The 17,968-nt window shown below is 64.6% G+C and carries 16 protein-coding genes and 1 riboswitch; of the genes, 14 read left to right on the plus strand and 2 right to left on the minus strand.

All coding sequences use genetic code 11. From position 1 onward, the window contains the following. Positions 1-61 precede the first annotated feature (61 nt). The 3 genes from LR961_RS04055 to LR961_RS04065 all read left to right on the plus strand — a co-directional run bounded on the left by LR961_RS04055 (position 62) and on the right by LR961_RS04065 (position 4,629). Positions 62-2,692 carry a fimbria/pilus outer membrane usher protein gene (locus LR961_RS04055; protein WP_332311012.1) on the plus strand — a complete coding sequence of 877 codons (2,631 nt, stop codon included), beginning with the start codon at positions 62-64 and terminating at the stop codon, positions 2,690-2,692. Further along, on the plus strand, positions 2,683-3,720 hold the full coding sequence (locus LR961_RS04060; protein ID WP_232147167.1) for a fimbrial protein: 1,038 nt from the start codon (positions 2,683-2,685) through the stop codon (positions 3,718-3,720). Before LR961_RS04055 ends, LR961_RS04060 begins: the two co-directional genes overlap by 10 nt. Before the next feature lie 123 nt (positions 3,721-3,843). After that, the gene (locus LR961_RS04065) at positions 3,844-4,629 is read left to right on the plus strand and encodes a DUF3667 domain-containing protein (protein WP_232147168.1); all 786 of its coding nucleotides are present in this window, start codon (positions 3,844-3,846) and stop codon (positions 4,627-4,629) included. 20 nt (positions 4,630-4,649) lie between these two features. Here the strand turns inward: LR961_RS04065 and LR961_RS04070 are convergent, their stop codons facing one another. Both LR961_RS04070 and ettA read right to left on the minus strand, forming a co-directional pair. Next, on the minus strand, positions 4,650-5,966 hold the full coding sequence (locus tag LR961_RS04070; protein WP_232147169.1) for an NCS2 family permease: 1,317 nt from the start codon (positions 5,964-5,966) through the stop codon (positions 4,650-4,652). Positions 5,967-6,235: 269 nt separating this feature from the next. Further along, on the minus strand, positions 6,236-7,900 hold the full coding sequence (gene ettA / locus LR961_RS04075; RefSeq protein ID WP_232147170.1) for an energy-dependent translational throttle protein EttA: 1,665 nt from the start codon (positions 7,898-7,900) through the stop codon (positions 6,236-6,238). Positions 7,901-8,140: 240 nt separating this feature from the next. Here ettA and LR961_RS04080 point away from each other — a divergent pair, with 240 nt between their 5' ends. The 11 genes from LR961_RS04080 (at position 8,141) to thiL (ending at position 17,881) form a co-directional block, all read left to right on the plus strand. Next, the gene (locus tag LR961_RS04080) at positions 8,141-8,623 is read left to right on the plus strand and encodes an RcnB family protein (RefSeq protein ID WP_232147171.1); all 483 of its coding nucleotides are present in this window, start codon (positions 8,141-8,143) and stop codon (positions 8,621-8,623) included. Positions 8,624-8,787: 164 nt separating this feature from the next. Beyond that, positions 8,788-10,041 (plus strand): serine hydroxymethyltransferase, encoded by a 1,254-nt coding sequence (gene glyA, locus LR961_RS04085; RefSeq protein WP_232147172.1) that lies wholly within the window; start codon positions 8,788-8,790, stop codon positions 10,039-10,041. A gap of 171 nt (positions 10,042-10,212) precedes the next feature. Next, complete coding sequence (gene nrdR, locus LR961_RS04090; protein WP_332311013.1) at positions 10,213-10,746, plus strand: transcriptional regulator NrdR; 534 nt, start codon at positions 10,213-10,215, stop codon at positions 10,744-10,746. A 93-nt stretch (positions 10,747-10,839) separates the two neighbouring features. Then, positions 10,840-11,568: a hypothetical protein gene (locus tag LR961_RS04095; protein WP_232147173.1), complete on the plus strand. Its 729-nt coding sequence runs from the start codon at positions 10,840-10,842 to the stop codon at positions 11,566-11,568. Positions 11,569-11,712: 144 nt separating this feature from the next. Continuing rightward, positions 11,713-12,180: a GNAT family N-acetyltransferase gene (locus tag LR961_RS04100; protein WP_232147174.1), complete on the plus strand. Its 468-nt coding sequence runs from the start codon at positions 11,713-11,715 to the stop codon at positions 12,178-12,180. Positions 12,181-12,280: 100 nt separating this feature from the next. Continuing rightward, on the plus strand, positions 12,281-13,378 hold the full coding sequence (ribD, locus tag LR961_RS04105; RefSeq protein WP_232147175.1) for a bifunctional diaminohydroxyphosphoribosylaminopyrimidine deaminase/5-amino-6-(5-phosphoribosylamino)uracil reductase RibD: 1,098 nt from the start codon (positions 12,281-12,283) through the stop codon (positions 13,376-13,378). Positions 13,379-13,579: 201 nt separating this feature from the next. Continuing rightward, positions 13,580-13,745, plus strand: a riboswitch (FMN riboswitch). Between the two features lie 75 nt (positions 13,746-13,820). Beyond that, positions 13,821-14,423 carry a riboflavin synthase gene (locus LR961_RS04110; RefSeq protein WP_232147176.1) on the plus strand — a complete coding sequence of 201 codons (603 nt, stop codon included), beginning with the start codon at positions 13,821-13,823 and terminating at the stop codon, positions 14,421-14,423. Next, the gene (gene ribB, locus LR961_RS04115) at positions 14,420-15,520 is read left to right on the plus strand and encodes a 3,4-dihydroxy-2-butanone-4-phosphate synthase (RefSeq protein WP_232147177.1); all 1,101 of its coding nucleotides are present in this window, start codon (positions 14,420-14,422) and stop codon (positions 15,518-15,520) included. The genes LR961_RS04110 and ribB overlap by 4 nt, the downstream gene beginning before the upstream one ends. A gap of 337 nt (positions 15,521-15,857) precedes the next feature. After that, on the plus strand, positions 15,858-16,325 hold the full coding sequence (ribH, locus tag LR961_RS04120; protein ID WP_232147178.1) for a 6,7-dimethyl-8-ribityllumazine synthase: 468 nt from the start codon (positions 15,858-15,860) through the stop codon (positions 16,323-16,325). After that, positions 16,322-16,801: a transcription antitermination factor NusB gene (nusB, locus tag LR961_RS04125; RefSeq protein ID WP_232147179.1), complete on the plus strand. Its 480-nt coding sequence runs from the start codon at positions 16,322-16,324 to the stop codon at positions 16,799-16,801. The genes ribH and nusB overlap by 4 nt, the downstream gene beginning before the upstream one ends. Positions 16,802-16,900: 99 nt before the next feature. Further along, positions 16,901-17,881, plus strand: a complete 981-nt coding sequence (gene thiL / locus LR961_RS04130) for a thiamine-phosphate kinase (RefSeq protein WP_332311014.1) — start codon at positions 16,901-16,903, stop codon at positions 17,879-17,881. The last annotated feature ends 87 nt before the right edge of the window (positions 17,882-17,968 follow it).

Below are 17,968 nucleotides of genomic sequence, written 5' to 3' on the forward strand. Positions count from 1 at the left end.
CAGCAATGGCAGGGCTGAAGACGCAGTACCGGCCAGCCACGCATTTCAAAGGAAAGTCGGTGTGAGTGGATGCAGATTGATCTTGGCGCCTCACCATGCACTCGGGCAGCTCGCACGTGCCCCGGCAGTGGTTGCGCCGGTGGCATATGCACTGATCGTTGGCATGGCGTGTGCGGATCGTGCCCGCGCCGAGCCGGTATCCAATCTTGGCGAGCAGGCATTGCTGGCCAAGGACGAGGCGCAGCACCCGGCGCCACCGGAGCTGGCCGATTTCAATCCTGGCTTCCTGTCCGGCCAGGCGCGCAAGGTGGATCTTTCGGCATTCCGCGACGGCAACCCGATGGTCGCCGGCAGCTATCGTGTGGACGTCTATGTCAACGGCGCCTGGCAGGGCCGTCGCGACCTGGAATTCAGGGCCGATGCGCTGGGCCGCATCGACGCGTGCATGAGCCTGGCGTTGTTGGAGGAGCTCGGCGTGGACAGCAATCTGGTCCTGGCCCAGCAAGCTGCAGAGGTAACCGCATTGGGCATTGATGCCTGCATTTCGGTGCAGCGGCGGGTGGCGCACGCCTTTGGCATGTACGAGAGCGGCAACCTGCGCTACGACCTGAGCATCCCGCAGGCATTCATGCGGCGCCAGGCGCGTGGTTATGTCAATCCGACGCTGTGGGACCGTGGCATCAATGCAGGCTTTGTCAGCTACAGCTTCAACGCGGTGGACAGTGACAACCGCCTGCCTGCCGGTGCGCGCAATCGCAACGCCTATCTCGGATTGAATGCCGGTCTGAACCTGGGGGGTTGGCAGTTTCGTCACGACTCCAATGTCACCTGGAACGACGGTGATGGGCGGCATTGGCAGGGCATTGCCACCTATGCGCAACGTGGGATTGCTTCCGTGCAGGGCATGTTGACCCTGGGTGAGGCCTATACCAACGGCGAGCTGTTCGATTCGATCGGCTATCGCGGTGTGAGTCTGGCCACGGATGAGCGCATGCGGCCCGACTCCCAGCGCGGCTATGCGCCGGTGGTGCGCGGCATTGCCGAAACCAACGCCAAGGTGGAGATCCGCCAGAACCAGCAGCTGATCTACTCGGGCACCGTATCACCGGGCAGCTTCGTCATTGATGACCTGTATCCCACCGGTTATGGCGGCGACCTGGACGTTACCGTGATCGAGGCCGATGGTCGTCGTCGCGCATTCGAGGTGCCGTTCGGCTCGGTCGCGCAGATGCTGCGTGCGGGCGTGTCGCGTTATGCCATCACTGCCGGCCAGGTGCGTAGCGATCAGTTCGATGACAACCCGTGGCTGCTGCAAGCCACGTATCAGCGCGGCATCGGCAATCAACTCACCCTGTACGGCGGCGGCGTGGCCAGTGATGGCTATGCCGCATTGCTGTATGGCGCTGGCCTGGCAACGTCGTGGGGTGCCTTTGCTGCCGACGTCACCCATGCACGTACTGAATTGCCCAGCCTGGGCAGCCGCCAGGGTGCCAGCGTGCGCTTGAGTTACAGCCATCTCATCGGGGAAACCGGTACCAACCTGACGGTGGCGGCGTATCGCTATTCGACCAGTGGCTTTTACAGCCTGCAGGATGCGTTGTACGCACGCGATGCATTGGCGCGCGGCACCGATGCGGACATCGGTCGCCAGCGCAGCCAGTTCCAGTTGACCGTCAACCAGCCGCTCGGGCTGCGCTGGGGGTCGTTGTATGTCACCGGGTCGGTACGCGACTTCTACGACCTGGACGGGACCAGCAAGCAGTACCAGATTGGTTACAACAACGCCTGGCGTTCGCTCAACTACGGCTTCTCGGCGATCCGCAGTGAAGACGGCGCGCTGGGCCGCCCGGACACCGAGTACCTGCTGTCGATGAGCATCCCGCTGGGGCGCGGCACGAGCCCGTTGGCCTTCAGCTTCGACGTGGGTGCGCGGGATAGGGGCGGTTACGACAACAGCCGTATTGGTGTCACCGGTTCGGCAGGCAAGGACAACAATTTCAGTTACGGCATGACCCTGTCGGACTCGCGTGACGGTGGCGGCACCGTGGTCGGTAACGCCGAGTATCGCAGTCGCCATGCCGCACTCAATGGTTCCTACAGCCACTCCAGCGACTTCCGTCAGGCATCGGTGGGTGCAATTGGCAGCGTGGTGGTGCACCCGGGCGGCATGACGCTTACCCCGGAGCGCGGCGAGACGATGGTGCTGGTCGAAGCACCCGGCGCGCGTGATGCGCGCGTGTCCAATGCCTCCGGGTTGCGCATCGATGGTGATGGTTATGCCGTGGTTCCTTATGTATCGCCGTACCGGCTCAACACCGTGACGCTGGACCCGGAGGGCATGTCACATGACGTGGAGCTGGAGAGCAGCAGCCAGTCCATAGCGCCGTATGCCGGCGCCATCAGTTACCTGCGCTTTGATACGCGCAAGGGCCGTGCGCTGCTGATCCAGGTGCGTAGCGGCAACGGTGAGACGTTGCCGTTCGGTGCCCAGGTGCGCGACGCAGCAGGGCAGTCGGTCGGCATGGTTGGCCAGGGCGGGCGTCTGTATGTGCGCACCGCGCACGATATCGGCCACCTGCAGGTTGAATGGGGTACTGGCGCGGACCAGCGCTGCGGCGTGGATTATCAGGTGCCGACGGGTGCGGCCGAAGGGCAGACGGGCATGGTTCTTGTGGAGGCAGCATGTCGATGATTGCGTCATTCCAGAATAGAAAGCTTCTGCTGCTGTTCCTGTTGGGAATGCTCGGTGTTTGGAGCGAAGCTGCGATGGCCCGGTGCGTCAGACCCACGGGCCTGATGCCGAGATTCGAACCTTTGGATCATGCCGACCACGCGATAGTGACGTCCGCCATGCGCGTGGGGGATGTGATCAGGCGCTACGACTTCCGGTGGTTGCTTAATCCGGTTTCATCGAGTTGCGATAGCGGCGGGGGCTACCTGGCTGCCCGGTACAGCAGCGCGCTGCAACAGGTGCCGGTCGCAGGCTTTGCCAATGTCTTTCCCACAGCGGTACAAGGTGTTGGTGTTCGTCTCTCCATCGATGGGACACGGGTATCTGGAAATCTTCCGCTGACACATACACTGCGAGCATTTGAAACGCTCGTTGTTACTGGCAGAACCATCTCGCTTGAGCTCGTAAAGACCGCCGAGACTACTGGTAGCGGGAAGATTGCACTTAGCGGTGCGTTTTTCCATGTGTACTTCGATGGGAATGGTTCGAGTGGCGCGTTTACGATTGGACAGTTCGACGGAAGTGGCATCGTCGTGGGAAGTACGACTTGCTCGGTACACAGCAATAGTCGCTCCATCGCCGTTGACCTTGGCTCGGTGAAAAAGTCTTCATTTTCCGGGGTTGGAACACGCAGCGTGAATCGTGACTTCAATGTCGAGCTGGCCTGTCAGGGAGTGGCGAACGGCAGCTTCCAGAGCAGTATTGGAATTCGATTGGATGCCGCGCAGGATCCTTCCAATCGCGCAGGGGTACTGGCCCTTTCCCAAGGTGCCGGCAGTGCAACCGGCATCGGTATCGAACTGGTTCGACGCGAGGGTACCGCCGAAGGAACAGTGACCTTCGGAAACACCATTGCCCTGGGCCGGCCAACCGCAGGCAACAACACATTGGCCTTGCCACTGCGCGCACGTTACATCCAGACCCAGGCTGGTCCCGTGGGGGCCGGTACGGCGAACGGAACGGCTACCTTCACGATTACGTACAACTGAAGCAGGGCGGGTCGGCCACCTGGGACCGTGCCGGACGCAACCGTACCCGGCCGTCCTGACTGTGATGGCGGCCCTGCTTTGCATCGTTCTAGAATGCGGCCTTGTCAGCAAGGGGCGTAGTGCATGGGGATGCATGTCAACGATCGTTGTATCAATTGTGATCGCGCCGTTGGCGGTCCCGAGCAGAAGTTCTGCCCGAACTGCGGCCAGCCCACGCCGGTGCATCGCATCGATTGGCATTTCCTCGGCCATGAGCTGGAGCACAGCGTGCTGCACATGGACCGGGGCATCCTGTACTCACTCAAGCAGCTGATGTTGCGGCCGGGCACGTTGCTGCGCGACTACATCGAAGGACGCCGTGGCAACCAGGTCAAGCCGTTGCTGCTGATCACCATGATGGCGGCCGCGGTGCTGCTGCTGAACCGGCTCGTCACCGGTGGCGGAATGATCGATGCCGGGGCCTCGGACGTAATGCTGGGGGGGCAGGCGTTGCCTGCCGATCTGGTGCCGTTGATGGCGGCCTATCACGCGGTGAGTGCCTGGGTGGACGCCCACTTTGCCGCGTTCACGTTGATGCTGCTGCCGATCGAAGCGCTGGTGTTCTGGGGCGTGTTCCACCGCTACAGCAGGCTGAACTACCCGGAGTGGTTGGTGATCATCACTCTGTTGACCGTGCAGACCTTCGTGATCTGGTTGGTGCTGATGCTGCTGCACCGCTGGCTTCCACTGGCCCATGCGCTGGCCGGGGTGCTGGGCATGATCTACGGCGCCGCTTCGCTGGTGCAGTTCTTCCAGGACTGTTCTGCCTGGTCGACGATATGGCGGGCTGTGATCGGGTTTCTGATCTTTTCGGCGTTCAGCATGGTTGCGGTACTTGTCGCAACGCTGGTGGTGATGCGGGTGGGGTGAGCCACCCGCGTTGGGCGCGGCTATTCCAGCGCGTAGCGCAGCAAGAACAGCCCGGCCACCAACCACACTGCCGGGCGCACTTCGCGCCAGCGGCCGGTGCCGGCCTTCAACGCGGCATAGGCAATGAAGCCAAAGGCCAGGCCATTGGCGATGGAGTAGGTGAACGGCATGGCCAACGCGCACAACGCGGCCGGCACCGATTCAGTGAGGTCATCCCACTTCACCTCGACCAGCTCACGCAGCATCAGTCCGGCCACGAACAACAGCGCCGGCGCGGTGGCGTAGGACGGCACCATCGCCGCCAGCGGCGAGAACAGCAGCGCGGCCAGGAACAGCGCGGCGACGACCAGCGCGGTCAAGCCGGTGCGGCCGCCGACCTGCACGCCCGAAGCGCTTTCGGCGAAGGCGGTAGTGGAACTGGTGCCCAGCAGCGAGCCGGCGACAATCGCGGTGCTGTCGGCCAGCAACGCCCGACCGAAGCGCTTCTTGCCATCGGCCAGCTTGAGCAGGCCGGCGCGGCCGACCACGCCGTACAACGTGCCGGTGGCGTCGAACACTTCAACCAGCACGAACACCAGCACCACCTGCAGCAGCACTGCCAGCGGTGCGCCGCCGTCGTGGTGCAGCAGGCCGGGGATATCCAGTTGCAGGAAGGTCGGCGCCAGGCTCGGCGGCAACGACACGATGCCCTGGTATTGCACGTTGCCAATCGCCCAGGCCGCGCCAGTGACGGCGAGGATGCCGATCAGGATCGCGCCACGGACCTTGCGCGCTTCCAGCACCGCGATCAGCAGGAAACCGCCCAGCGCCAGCAACGGCGGTGCGGTGTTGAGCGGGCCGAGGGTCAGCATGGTGTCGCTGTTGGCGACGATCACGTTGGACTTCTGCAACGCGATGATCGCCAGGAACAGACCGATGCCGGCCACGATGGCCGAGCGCAGCGACGCTGGAATGCCGGCCACCAGCCATGCGCGTACGCCGGTGAGGGTAAGCACCCAGAACAGGATGCCGGAGATGAACACCGCTGCCAGCGCCTGTTGCCAGGGCAGGCCGGCCGCGCCCACCACGGTGAAGGCGAAGAACGCGTTCAGCCCCATGCCCGGCGCCATGCCGACCGGGAAGTTGGCGGCCAGCGCCATCACCACCGAGCCCACCGCAGCGGCCAGGCAGGTCGCCACGAACACCGCTCCCGGGTCCATGCCGGTGGTGCCGAGGATTTCCGGGTTGACGAAGACGATGTAGGACATCGTCAGGAAGGTGGTCAGCCCAGCCAGCACTTCGGTGCGAACGCTGGTGCCGTGTTGCTGGAGTTTGAAGATGCGGTCTAACAGGGACATGGGGAATTCCGACGTGCAGGAGATGCGGGCCGTCCCTTCTCCCGCACGCGGGAGAAGGTGCCCCGAGGGGGCGGATGAGGGGGAGCTTCACCCGATCCTCAGCTCTTCAAGCCTTTTGACTGATGCAAGCGATGCTGGTTTCTCCGCGCAGAGCTTGCCCTCACCCCAACCCCTCTCCCGTACACGGGAGAGGGGCTCAAACGGCGGCCACGCAATCTGGTGGCACCGCCAAAAGCAGACGGCCGCACTGGGCGGCCGTCTGTCGGGTATTACTTCAACGCCTTGAACCGCAGGCGCTTCGGACCGGCATCGTCGCCCAGGCGACGCTTTTTGTCCTCTTCGTACTCGCGGTAGTTGCCCTGGAAGAACTCCACGTGCGAGTCGCCTTCGAAAGCGATGATGTGCGTGGCGATGCGGTCCAGGAACCAGCGGTCATGCGAGATGACGAACGTGTTGCCCGGGAACTCCAGCAGCGCGTCTTCCAGCGCACGCAGGGTTTCGATGTCCAGGTCGTTGGACGGTTCGTCGAGCAGCAGCACATTGCCACCCTGCAGCAGGGTCTTGGCCATGTGCAGGCGGCCACGCTCACCACCGGACAGCGAGCCGACCAGCTTCTGCTGGTCCTGGCCCTTGAAGTTGAAGCGGCCGATGTAGGCGCGCGACTGGATCTCCACACCGTTGATGTTGAGGATGTCCAGGCCGCCAGCGATTTCCTGGAACACATTGTGGTTGCCAGTCAGCGCGTCGCGGCTCTGGTCCACGTACGACAGCTTGACGGTCGGGCCGACCACGATCTCGCCCGAATCCGGCTTTTCCTGGCCGGTGATCATCTTGAACAGGGTCGACTTACCGGCACCGTTCGGGCCGATGATGCCGACGATGGCACCCGGCGGAATGATCATCGACAGGTTGTCGATCAACAGGCGGTCGCCGAACTTCTTGGAGACGTTCTTGAACTCCATCACCGAGTTGCCCAGGCGCTCGCCCGGCGGGATGAAGATTTCGTTGGTCTCGTTGCGCTTCTGGTAGTCAACGCTCTGCAGTTCTTCCAGGCGGGCCAGACGGGCCTTGCCCTTGGTGCGGCCACCCTTGGCGTTCTGGCGCGACCACTCCAGTTCCTTCTGGATCGCCTTCTGGCGGGCCTTTTCCTGGTTGTCTTCCTGCTTCAGGCGCTCGTCCTTCTGCATCAACCATTCGGTGTAGTTGCCCTTCCACGGAATGCCGCGACCGCGGTCCAGTTCCAGGATCCATTCGGCGGCGTTGTCCAGGAAGTAGCGATCATGGGTGACGGCCACCACGGTGCCGGTGTAGCGCGCCAGGAACTGCTCCAGCCATTCCACAGACTCGGCGTCCAGATGGTTGGTCGGTTCGTCGAGCAGCAGCATGTCCGGCTTCTGCAGCAGCAGGCGGCACAGCGCCACGCGGCGCTTCTCACCACCGGACAGGTTGCCGATCACCGCGTCCCACGGCGGCAGGCGCAGTGCGTCGGCGGCCACGTCCAGTTGGTTCTCCAGGGTGTGGGCATCGCCGGCGGCCAGGATGGCTTCCAGCCGCTCCTGTTCCTTTGCCAGTGCATCGAAGTCGGCGCCTTCCTCGGCATAGGCGTCGTAGATCTTGTCCAGCGCGGCCTGGGCCTGGAGCACTTCGCCCACGCCTTCCTCGACCGCTTCACGCACGGTCTGGGCCGGGTCCAGACGCGGTTCCTGCTCCAGGTAGCCGACCTTGATGCCGGCCTGCGGGCGGGCCTCGCCCTCGAAATCGGTGTCCACGCCGGCCATGATCTTCAGGACGGTGGACTTGCCGGCGCCATTCAGGCCCAACAGGCCGATCTTGGCGCCCGGGAAGAACGACAGCGAGATGTCCTTGATGATCTGCCGCTTGGGCGGGACCACCTTGCTGACGCGGTTCATGGTGTAGATGTATTGCGAGGACATGAAGTCTCCGTAGCGCACGCCCGCGCCCGGTCCGGGGTGGACAGGGCCCAAGGCAAAAGGGAATGGACAATTATAGCCGCAAGCCCGGCGGGGCCGGCCTGCCGGGCCGGCTTGCTGATTTGTGAATGAGAACGTTGATTTGTGAAACAGAAAGGTTGGTAATCGTTTCCAGCCGGAATCCGTTCAGATCGCGTGAGCATGATGGAAGCCGAACCACCCACTCACCTGCGAGGCCACCGAATGAAGACCAACCGCCTGATTGCCGCCGCGATGACTGCCTTGTTGGCCTTCGGTGCGGCTCCGGCCTTTGCAGCAGGTGACCGCGACGATGACGATCGGGGCCGCCATGGCTGGGATGACCGGGGCAGGGGGCACGGCCACGGCCGTGGTCACGACCGCCACGACCACGATGACCGCCGCGAATGGCGCGATGATCGCCGCCGCTACAACGCCGGCTACCGCGAGGGTTATCGCGATGCCCGCTACCAGGACCGCCGCTACTACGCCCCGCCGCCGCGCGTGGTGTACCGCCCGTACGGCTTCCAGCGCGGCCACCGCTACAGCAACTACTACGGCGGCCCGGTCTACGTGGTCAACGACTATGACCGTTACCACGTGCGCCGCCCGCCGCATGGTCACCGCTGGATCCGCGACGATCGCGGCAACATGCTGATGGTGGCCATTGCCACCGGCATCATCGCCGACATCGTGCTGCACCATTAAGCAAGCCGGTTTGCAAGGTTCCAGGACAGCAAAGGCGCCCGAAAAGGCGCCTTTGCTGCTTCCGGGGCCCGGCCGATGGTTGCCGAAGCGACAATTCCGGCGCGGTAAGGGGCAGGGGGACCGGCTACAATCGGCAGCTCCCTCGCCCCGTATCAGGAGCTGTGATGTTCCCGCGTGATGCCCGTATCGAGTCCTACGACCCTGAGTTGGCCAAGGCCATTGCCGATGAAAGCCAGCGTCAGGAAGACCATGTCGAGCTGATTGCCAGCGAGAACTACGCCAGCCCGATGGTGATGGAAGCGCAGGGCAGCCAGCTGACCAACAAGTACGCCGAAGGCTACCCGGGCAAGCGCTATTACGGCGGTTGCGAGTACGTGGACGTGGCCGAGAAGCTGGCCATCGACCGCCTGAAGCAGCTGTTCGGCGCCGATTACGCCAACGTGCAGCCGCACAGCGGCTCGCAGGCCAACCAGGCCGTCTATTTCGCGCTGCTGCAGCCGGGCGATACCATCCTGGGCATGAGCCTGGCCCACGGCGGCCACCTGACCCATGGTGCCAAGGTCAATGCCTCGGGCAAGATCTTCAATGCCGTCCAGTACGGCGTGAACGAGCAGGGCCTGATCGACTATGACGAAGTCGAGCGCCTGGCCCTGGAGCACAAGCCGAAGATGGTCGTGGCTGGTTTCTCGGCCTATTCGCAGATCGTCGACTGGGCGCGCTTCCGCGCCATAGCCGACAAGGTCGGTGCCTACCTGTTCGTGGACATGGCGCACGTGGCCGGCCTGGTCGCCGCCGGCGTCTACCCGAACCCGATCGAACACGCCCACGTGGTGACCTCCACCACCCACAAGACCCTGCGCGGTCCGCGTGGCGGCATCATCATCGCCAAGGGCGCGGGTGAGGAAATCGAGAAGAAGCTGCAGTCGATCGTGTTCCCGGGCATCCAGGGCGGTCCGCTGATGCACGTCATCGCGGCCAAGGCGGTGGCCTTCAAGGAAGCACTGGAGCCGGAATTCAAGGCTTACCAGGAGCAGGTGGTCAAGAACGCCCAGGCAATGGCCACCACGCTGATCGCGCGCGGCTACAAGATCGTCTCCGGCGGCACCCAGAACCATCTGATGCTGGTGGACATGATCGGCAAGGACGTGTCCGGCAAGGACGCGGAAGCCGCGCTGGGCAAGGCCCACATCACCGTCAACAAGAACTCGGTGCCGAACGACCCGCGTTCGCCGTTCGTGACCTCGGGCCTGCGCCTGGGCACCCCGGCCATCACCACCCGCGGCTACAAGGAAGCCGATTGCGTGGCGCTGGCCAACTGGATTGCCGACGTGCTGGACAATCCGGGCGATGAGAACGTCATTGCCGGCGTGCGTGAAAACGTCACCCTGCAGTGCCGTCAGTACCCGGTTTACGGTTGACGGTTTACCGGTGCCGGCCATGTGCAGGCACCGGTTCGTTGAAGTGATCGCCACTGTGATGGTGGCCAAACCCCGGGCCGGGCAGCCTTGCTCCATCCCGGGGTTTGCTGTATCTGCGTTGTAGTATTTCCCGCGCCGTGTTGTCGGCGCCCGATGTTCAAGGCGAGATAGATGCACTGCCCGTTCTGCCAACACACCGATACCCGCGTCATCGATTCGCGCGTTTCCGAAGATGGCGCGACCATCCGCCGCCGACGCGGTTGCGAAGCGTGTGGCGAGCGGTTCAGCACGCTGGAAACCATCGAGCTGAAGCTGCCGGTCATCATCAAGAGCGATGGTGGTCGCGAAGCCTTCGACGCGCGCAAGCTGCGGGTGGGCTTTGACCGCGCGTTGCAGAAGCGGCCGGTGTCGGAAGAGCGTATTGAAGCGGCGGTGCGCGCGGTGGTCCATCAGCTGCGCATGTGCGGTGAACGCGAGGTGCCATCGATCAAGGTGGGTGGCTTCGTGATGGACGAACTGCGCAAGCTCGATCACGTTGGTTATGTGCGTTTCGCCTCGGTGTACCGCAGCTTCGAGGATGTGGCCGATTTCCGCGACGAGATCGAGAAGCTCGAGCGCGATCAGTCGGCCGATGACGGCCAGTTGCCGCTATTGAATGCGGCTGAAGCACCGGATGGCAAGGTGGCAAAGCCGGCAAGGCGGTAACACCGCGCTTGCCGCAGCGCGTAGCTTCATGGAGACGAAGTGATGGCAACGACGGTGGTCCGCACATGGCGGAGCAGGTTGCGGCACCTGGGCATGGTGTTGGGATTGGCCGCATCGAGCTGGACCTTGGCATCGGAGGCGACGCCTGGGGCTGTCTGCGAGGAACGCCCGCAGGCGCCTGATGCGGCCAAGGTCGCAGGCCACTATTACCTTTCCGGTGTGCGTGAAGTCGGCTCGGAGCTGTTGCTCAGGGCAGATGGCCGGTTCCAGTGGATGTTTGCCTATGGCGCGATGGATTTCGTCGCCGAAGGGCGCTGGTGGCGCAATGCGGGCTGCATCGGGCTGGCGCGGGAGCAGGGCGCGCAGGTGCCATTCCAGCTGCTGCGTCGCGATGGTGATGAACAGACGCGCGCCACGTATGCGGACATGGACAAGTACCCCATGCCTGGCCAGGGTGATCGCCTGCTGGTCTACGCCTTTGAAGCGAGCCATGGCATGAGTGCCGACGGCCTGGAGGTCGCCTTGCGCTGGGCTGATGGGCAGGAGCAGACCGTGGTGGCCGAAGGCGGCGCGGCACTGTTTGAACCACGCCCCGGCATGCCGGTGCAGGTGGGTGCACGCTGGCCACGGACGGGTATGCAGATGACCTGGATGCAGGTCGATGCCGATGCACGCTGGCCGCTGTTGATGCGTCTGGACGTTGAAGCGCTGTCCGCCGCTGGCGACTCGCCGATGCCGACCTTCCTGCGCATTGACGACGAGGCGCTGGTGCCCACCTGGCCGGGGGACGAGCGTGAGCGCGGGCGCTATGAGCGCCAGTAGCGTTGGGCGGGTGGGGTGATGTCCAGCGGCATGCCGGCTCCCGGTGCTGGCGCTGCCGTTTCATGGAGATCACGTGGCCTCGCGTTTCATGGCGTGCAGGCGGTAGATTCGCGCCCGTTTCCACCTGCGATGTCATGAATCCCGATGTTGATCGTCAATCTGTTTGATCGCCCCGAGGCACTGCCGGAGCTGGCTGCCGCGCATGTGCAGGCCTTTGGCACGTTGCTGCCGGAGTGGACCGTGACCCAGGCCGAGCAGGAGCTGCGCGCACAACATCGCGATGCGATTCCCTGCACCTGGCTGGTCGAGGACGAGGACGGTTGGTTGGGGTCGGTGAGCCTGCTGCACGACGACCACGAGCAGATCCGTGGCTGGTCGCCGTGGCTGGCATCGCTGTACGTGCAGCCGCGCGCACGCGGGAAGGGCGCCGGTGCGGCGCTGGTCCGGCATTGCGTCGCGCAGGCCGCGGTGCTTGGTGTGGAGCAGCTTTACCTTTACTGCGAAGCACCGATGGTTGCTTGGTACTGCACGCTCGGCTGGCGTGAGCATACGAAGATGCAGCTCGGGCCACTGGCCATCACCGTGATGGAAATCGATACGCGGCAGAAGTGAATGAGTGTTGCGCGGCGAGCGCATACACTCCTTGCCGGTCGTCACTGCCGCCTGCACGGGGATGACGGCCGACATTTCGTCGTCGTACCGGAGCCGTTTCATGAGTTCATTCACCGCCACCGACCATCTGCTGATGGCCCGCGCGCTGCGCCTGGCCGAGCGCGCGGCGTGGACCACCCGGCCCAATCCAATGGTCGGCTGCGTTATCGCCCGGGGAGATGAAGTGGTAGGCGAAGGCTGGCACCAGCGCGCCGGTGGGCCGCATGCCGAAGTGTTCGCGCTGCGTCAGGCCGGTACGCGCGCGCGCGGTGCCACCGCCTACGTCACGCTGGAGCCGTGCGCGCATTACGGCCGCACGCCGCCGTGTGCGTTGGCGCTGATTGAAGCCGGCGTCGCGCGGGTCGTGGCGGCGATGAGTGACCCGTTTCCGGATGTGGATGGTGGTGGCTTCGCGCTGCTGCGTCAGGCCGGCATCGAGGTGGCGGTGGGCCTGCTGGCAGACAAGGCGCGGGAACTCAATCGTGGTTTTCTTTCGCGGATCGAACGTGGCCGTCCGTTCGTGCGGGTCAAGCTGGCCGCCAGCCTGGACGGGCGCACGGCGATGGCCGGTGGCGAATCCAAGTGGATCACCGATGAGGCTGCACGTGCGGACGTGCAGCAGTGGCGTGCGCGTGCCGGTGCCATCCTGACCGGCGCGGCGACGGTGCTGGCGGATGATCCGCTGCTGACCGCGCGCCCCGGCGATGGCGAGTTTCTGCCGCCGCTGCGGGTGGTGCTGGATGCGCGCCTGCGCACCCTGGATCAAGCCCGCGTCCGCGAAGGCGATGCGCCGACCTTGTATCTGCACGACCCCGCAGTGCCGGCGCCGGCACTGGGCGGTGCGGAGTTCGCAGCTTGTTCGTTGCAGGCCGATGGTCGTTTCGATCTGCATGCGGTGATGGCGCTGCTGGCCGCGCGGGGCATCAATGAAGTGCATGTGGAGGCGGGTCCCACGCTGTGCGGTGCCTTGCTCAGGGCAGGGCTGGCCGATGAGTTGCTGCTGTACGTCGCGCCGTTGCTGATGGGCGATGCTGCCAGGCCGCTGCTGGCGGGCCTGGGCATCGACACGATGGCGCAGGCCGTGCCGCTGGAGGTCGTCGATGCGCGGATGCTGGGCAAGGATTTGAGGTTGCTGCTGCACCCGGCCGCGGCACGGTAGCGCCGAGCCGAGCCGAGCCGAGCCGAGCCGAACTCGGCAGAACGTCTGGCCCGGGCAAATGTGGGCCGCAGGGGAATCAGAAGGGCATTCTGTGGCCTTGCTGAACCTGAACGACGTGGATGAAACAGACCGTCCAGCCGAGGGGCCGGCTACGTGCAGCCGGGCTGCTACAATTCGCAAGCCAGTTCGCTGGCAACTTACAAACGTCTTCAGGGCGGGGTGCAACTCCCCACCGGCGGTAGGCAGGGTTCTTCCGAGGAAGCCCGGCAAGCCCGCGAGCGCCGTGGTTGGTCAAGCCAGCCACGGGTCAGCAGATCCGGTCAGATGCCGGAGCCGACGGTCATAGTCCGGATGAAAGAAGACGGTGTTTCGGGCCCTTTGCGGGGTCCGTGCGCCTGTTTGCCTTGCGGCGTTTTTCGCTCACTTTTCGCGGAGAACGTTAGTGTTTACTGGAATCATCGAAGGCGTCGGCCGTCTGGCTGCACGCGAACCCATCGGCGGCGATGTCCGCTTTACCTTCAATGTCGGCAACCTGCCGTTTGATCAGGTGCAGATGGGCGAGAGCATCGCCATCAACGGCGTCTGCCTGACCGTCATTGCATTCGACGCCACCACCTTCAAGGCGGACGCATCGACCGAAACCCTGGCCCTGACCACGCTCGGCGAACTGGCCGAAGGCGCGGTGATCAATCTTGAACGCGCCATGCGCCCGACCGATCGCCTCGGTGGCCATCTGGTCAGCGGCCATGTCGATGGCCTGGGCAAGGTGCTGTCCATCCATGAGGATGCGCGCGCGCTGCGCTGGCGTTTTGCCGCGCCCAAGCCGCTGCTCAAGTACATCGCCAAGAAGGGCTCGATCTGCGTGGATGGCGTCAGCCTCACCGTCAACGAGGCCGATGACGAAGGCTTCGAGGTGGCGCTGATTCCGCATACCGTCGCCAACACCGCGTTCTCCGCCACTGGCGTGGGCAGTGCGGTGAACCTGGAAATCGATCTGGTCGCCCGCTATGTCGAGCGTCTGCTGGGCCAAGGAGCCACGCCATGAATTTCGCCCCCGTTCCCGAACTGCTGGAAGAGATCCGCGCTGGCCGCATGGTCGTGATCGTCGATGACGAGGACCGCGAGAACGAAGGTGACCTGATCATGGCCGCCGAGCTGGTCAAGCCGTCGGACATCAATTTCATGGTCACCCACGGCCGTGGCCTGGTGTGCCTGCCGTTGACCCGCACGCGTGCGGCCGACCTTGGCCTGGCGCCGATGGTGCAGGCCAATACCGCGCAGTTCCAGACCAACTTCACGGTCAGCATCGAGGCTGCCGAAGGCGTCACCACCGGCATCTCCGCACACGACCGTGCACACACCATCCGCACCGCGGTGAAGCCCAACGCCAAGCCGTCGGACCTGCACCAGCCGGGCCACATCTTTCCGCTGATCGCCCAGCCGGGCGGCGTGCTGACCCGCGCTGGTCATACCGAGGCGGGCGTGGACCTGGCGATGCTGGCCGGGCTGGAACCAGCCGGCGTGCTGGTGGAAATCCTGAACCCTGACGGCAGCATGGCGCGCCGCCCGGAGCTGGAGGTGTTCGCCCGCGAGCACGGCCTGAAGATGGGCTCCATCGCCGACCTGATCGCGTACCGCCTGGCCACCGAGCACACCGTCGAGCGCGTGGATGAGCGCGAGATCGACACCGAGTTCGGCCCGTTCCAGCTCGTCACCTACCGCGACCGCATAGCCAACGACCTGCATTTCGCGTTGGTCCGTGGCACCCCGGACAAGGACACGCCGACGCTCGTACGCGTGCAGGTGGAGAACCCGCTGGCCGACCTGCTGCATTGGCGCCGTGATGATTTCGGCGTGGCCAACACCGATGCGTTGCGCGCGATCGATGCGGCCGGTGCCGGCGTGATGGTGGTGCTGTCGGCACCGCGTGACAGCAACGCGCTGCTGGCCCGCCTGCTGCAACAACCTGCACCGGTTACGCCGGGCAAGGACAAGGATGTGGGCCAGTGGCGTCGCAACGGTGCAGGCGCGCAGATCCTGGCCGATCTGGGCCTGGGCAAGCTACGCGTGCTCGGTACCCCGCGTCGGCAGATCGGTTTGGCCGGTTATGGGCTGGAGATCGTCGAGACCGTTCAGGCTTGAAGCCGGAACGGGTGAGGGGCCGCTCAGGGCGCAGAGCACCCCTCCCCAACCCTCCCCTTGGCTTGCGCCAAAGGGAGGGGGTCGAAGCCCCCGCATTGGTGCGATCCGGCAGCCCTCGTGAACTGCCCCCCTGCGCTGCGCGCAAGAAACGGGGCTGAAGCCGGCATTGCTGCAATCTGACAACCCGCATGAATTACCCCCTCCCTTGCGCCGAAGGCGTAGGGGAGGGCTGGGGAGGGGTGCTCTGCGCCTTCTCCCGCAGCCCAGGCACAGCCAAGCCCGCCCCGCACCGCCCGCGCACGTTAAACTTACCCACCCCCAGGATCTCCCACACCCCATGAGCCACTACGAAGGCGACCTCCGCCCGGCCGGTTCGGCCCGCTTTGCCATCATCGCCAGCCGCTGGAATGCCCGCATCACCGACGCGCTGGTGACCGGTGCCCGTCAGAGCCTGGCCAGCAATGGCATCGGCGAAGACGCCATCGACGTGGTGCGCGTGCCCGGTGCCTGGGAAATCCCGCTGGTTGCCGCCCGCCTGGCTGCTGCTGGCCAGCATGCCGCGATCCTCACCCTGGGTTGCGTGATCCGTGGTGACACCCGCCATTACGAACACGTGGCCGACCGCTGCGCCGAAGGCCTGATGCGTGCGCAGCTGGATTTCGGCGTGCCGGTGCTCAATGGCGTGCTGGCGGTGGAGCGTGTGGAAGACGCCGAGGCCCGCGCAGGCGGCAGCCACGGCAACAAGGGTGAGGAGGCCGCACTTGCGGCCCTGGAAATGGTCAATCTTCTGGAGCAGTTGCCATGAACAACAAGAACAACGGCAAGCCTGCCGGAAAGCCCGTCCGCCGCGACGGCATTGACCCGGTGTTGCGTTCGCGCGCCCGTCGTCGTGCCCTGCAGGCGATCTATGCCTGGCAGATTTCCGGTGGCAACGCCGAATCGCTGCTGGCCCAGTTCGCCCACGAGCAGGCGCATGAAATCGCTGATCTGGCGTACTTCGAAAGTCTGCTGCGCGGCGTGCTGGACAACCGCCGTGACCTGGACGAGGCGCTGGCTCCGTTCGTGGACCGTGGCGTGGAGGAAGTGGATGCCATCGAGCGCGCAGTGCTGCGCGTGGCCGCCTACGAACTGCGCTACCGCCAGGATGTGCCGTACCGCGTGGTGATCAACGAAGCCATCGAAACCGCCAAGCGCTTTGGTTCCGAGCACGGCCATACCTACGTCAATGGCGTTCTGGACCGTGCTGCGGTTGAATGGCGCAAGACCGAATCGGGTCACTGAGCCCGGTGGGCGGCGCGGGTCGCCGCCAACTGGATTCATCTTCACTCCGCCGGAGCCGGCATCATCGGCTCCGGCGTTGTTGTTTCAGGAGGGCGGAGCATGAGCCTTGACGAGTTTGGCCTGATCGAGCGTATCGCCCGCCGCGCAGGTGTCCGGGGCGATGTCGCGCTGGGCATTGGTGATGACGCGGCATTGCTGCAGATGCCGGCCGGCCAGCAGTTGGTGGTCACCGCCGATACGCTCAACGCAGGCGTGCATTTTCCTGCGGAAACGCCACCGGCTGACATTGGCTGGAAGGCGCTTGCGGTGAATCTGTCCGACCTGGCTGCAATGGGCGCGCAGCCGGCGTGGTGCACGTTGTCGCTGTCCTTGCCCGAGGCATCGCCGGCCTGGGTGGATGGTTTTGCTGAAGGTTTCTTCCAACTGGCTGACCTGCATGGCATTGCGCTGGTCGGTGGCGACACCACGCGTGGGCCGCTGTCCATTTCCATCACGGCAATGGGCCATGTCCCGGCCGGCAAGGCGCTGCGCCGCGATGGCGCGCAGGTGGGCGATGACGTCTGGGTGACCGGTGTTCCCGGCGAAGCCGGCGTGGCCCTGGCGCTGTGGCAGCAGGGGCTGCTGGATGTGAGCCGGCCGACAGACGAAGAGGCGCTGGAGCACCTGCGGCAGCGTTTGGCGCGGCCCACTCCACGTTCGGCTGCCGGGTTGGCGTTGCATGGCCTGGCCAGTGCAGCCATTGATGTTTCCGATGGCCTGCTGGCCGACCTGGGGCATATCTGCCAGCGCAGCCAGGTGGCGGCCGAAATACTGGAATCTGCCCTGCCGGCATCGGTGCAGGCCGCCGCAGTGGATCAGTCTGCATTGTTCCGGCGCATCAGGGCTACAACCGGTGATGACTACGAGTTGTGCTTCACCGCGCCGGCCGCGCTGCGCGGGCAGGTAAGTGAAAGCATGGCCTGCGTAGCAGTTCCGGCTACCCGGATTGGATATATTCGGGCCGGGAGCCAGGTTCGGCTGGTAGATGGGGAGGGGGGGGCGTCTGTAGTGCCACGGCTGGGCTTCAACCACTTCGATTAGTGGTAATCAATTAAGAAAGCTCCGCATGGCAGGGTGGGGGTGGTCTGTTCACACCTCATCCACGTATTCATATTTATGATCCAACCG

Source organism: Stenotrophomonas sp. SY1 (assembly GCF_021202945.1).
Taxonomy (GTDB): Bacteria; Pseudomonadota; Gammaproteobacteria; order Xanthomonadales; family Xanthomonadaceae; genus Stenotrophomonas.

Excerpts from the sequence above, each read along its gene's own strand:
- LR961_RS04060 (WP_232147167.1), top strand. The coding sequence starts at position 2,683 with ATGTCGATGATTGCGTCATTCCAGAATAGAAAGCTTCTGCTGCTGTTC.
- LR961_RS04065 (WP_232147168.1), top strand. The coding sequence starts at position 3,844 with ATGGGGATGCATGTCAACGATCGTTGTATCAATTGTGATCGCGCCGTT.
- LR961_RS04070 (WP_232147169.1), bottom strand. The coding sequence starts at position 5,966 with ATGTCCCTGTTAGACCGCATCTTCAAACTCCAGCAACACGGCACCAGC.
- ettA (WP_232147170.1), bottom strand. The coding sequence starts at position 7,900 with ATGTCCTCGCAATACATCTACACCATGAACCGCGTCAGCAAGGTGGTC.
- LR961_RS04080 (WP_232147171.1), top strand. The coding sequence starts at position 8,141 with ATGAAGACCAACCGCCTGATTGCCGCCGCGATGACTGCCTTGTTGGCC.
- glyA (WP_232147172.1), top strand. The coding sequence starts at position 8,788 with ATGTTCCCGCGTGATGCCCGTATCGAGTCCTACGACCCTGAGTTGGCC.
- nrdR (WP_332311013.1), top strand. The coding sequence starts at position 10,213 with ATGCACTGCCCGTTCTGCCAACACACCGATACCCGCGTCATCGATTCG.
- LR961_RS04095 (WP_232147173.1), top strand. The coding sequence starts at position 10,840 with ATGGTGTTGGGATTGGCCGCATCGAGCTGGACCTTGGCATCGGAGGCG.
- LR961_RS04100 (WP_232147174.1), top strand. The coding sequence starts at position 11,713 with ATGTTGATCGTCAATCTGTTTGATCGCCCCGAGGCACTGCCGGAGCTG.
- ribD (WP_232147175.1), top strand. The coding sequence starts at position 12,281 with ATGAGTTCATTCACCGCCACCGACCATCTGCTGATGGCCCGCGCGCTG.
- ribB (WP_232147177.1), top strand. The coding sequence starts at position 14,420 with ATGAATTTCGCCCCCGTTCCCGAACTGCTGGAAGAGATCCGCGCTGGC.
- ribH (WP_232147178.1), top strand. The coding sequence starts at position 15,858 with ATGAGCCACTACGAAGGCGACCTCCGCCCGGCCGGTTCGGCCCGCTTT.
- nusB (WP_232147179.1), top strand. The coding sequence starts at position 16,322 with ATGAACAACAAGAACAACGGCAAGCCTGCCGGAAAGCCCGTCCGCCGC.
- thiL (WP_332311014.1), top strand. The coding sequence starts at position 16,901 with ATGAGCCTTGACGAGTTTGGCCTGATCGAGCGTATCGCCCGCCGCGCA.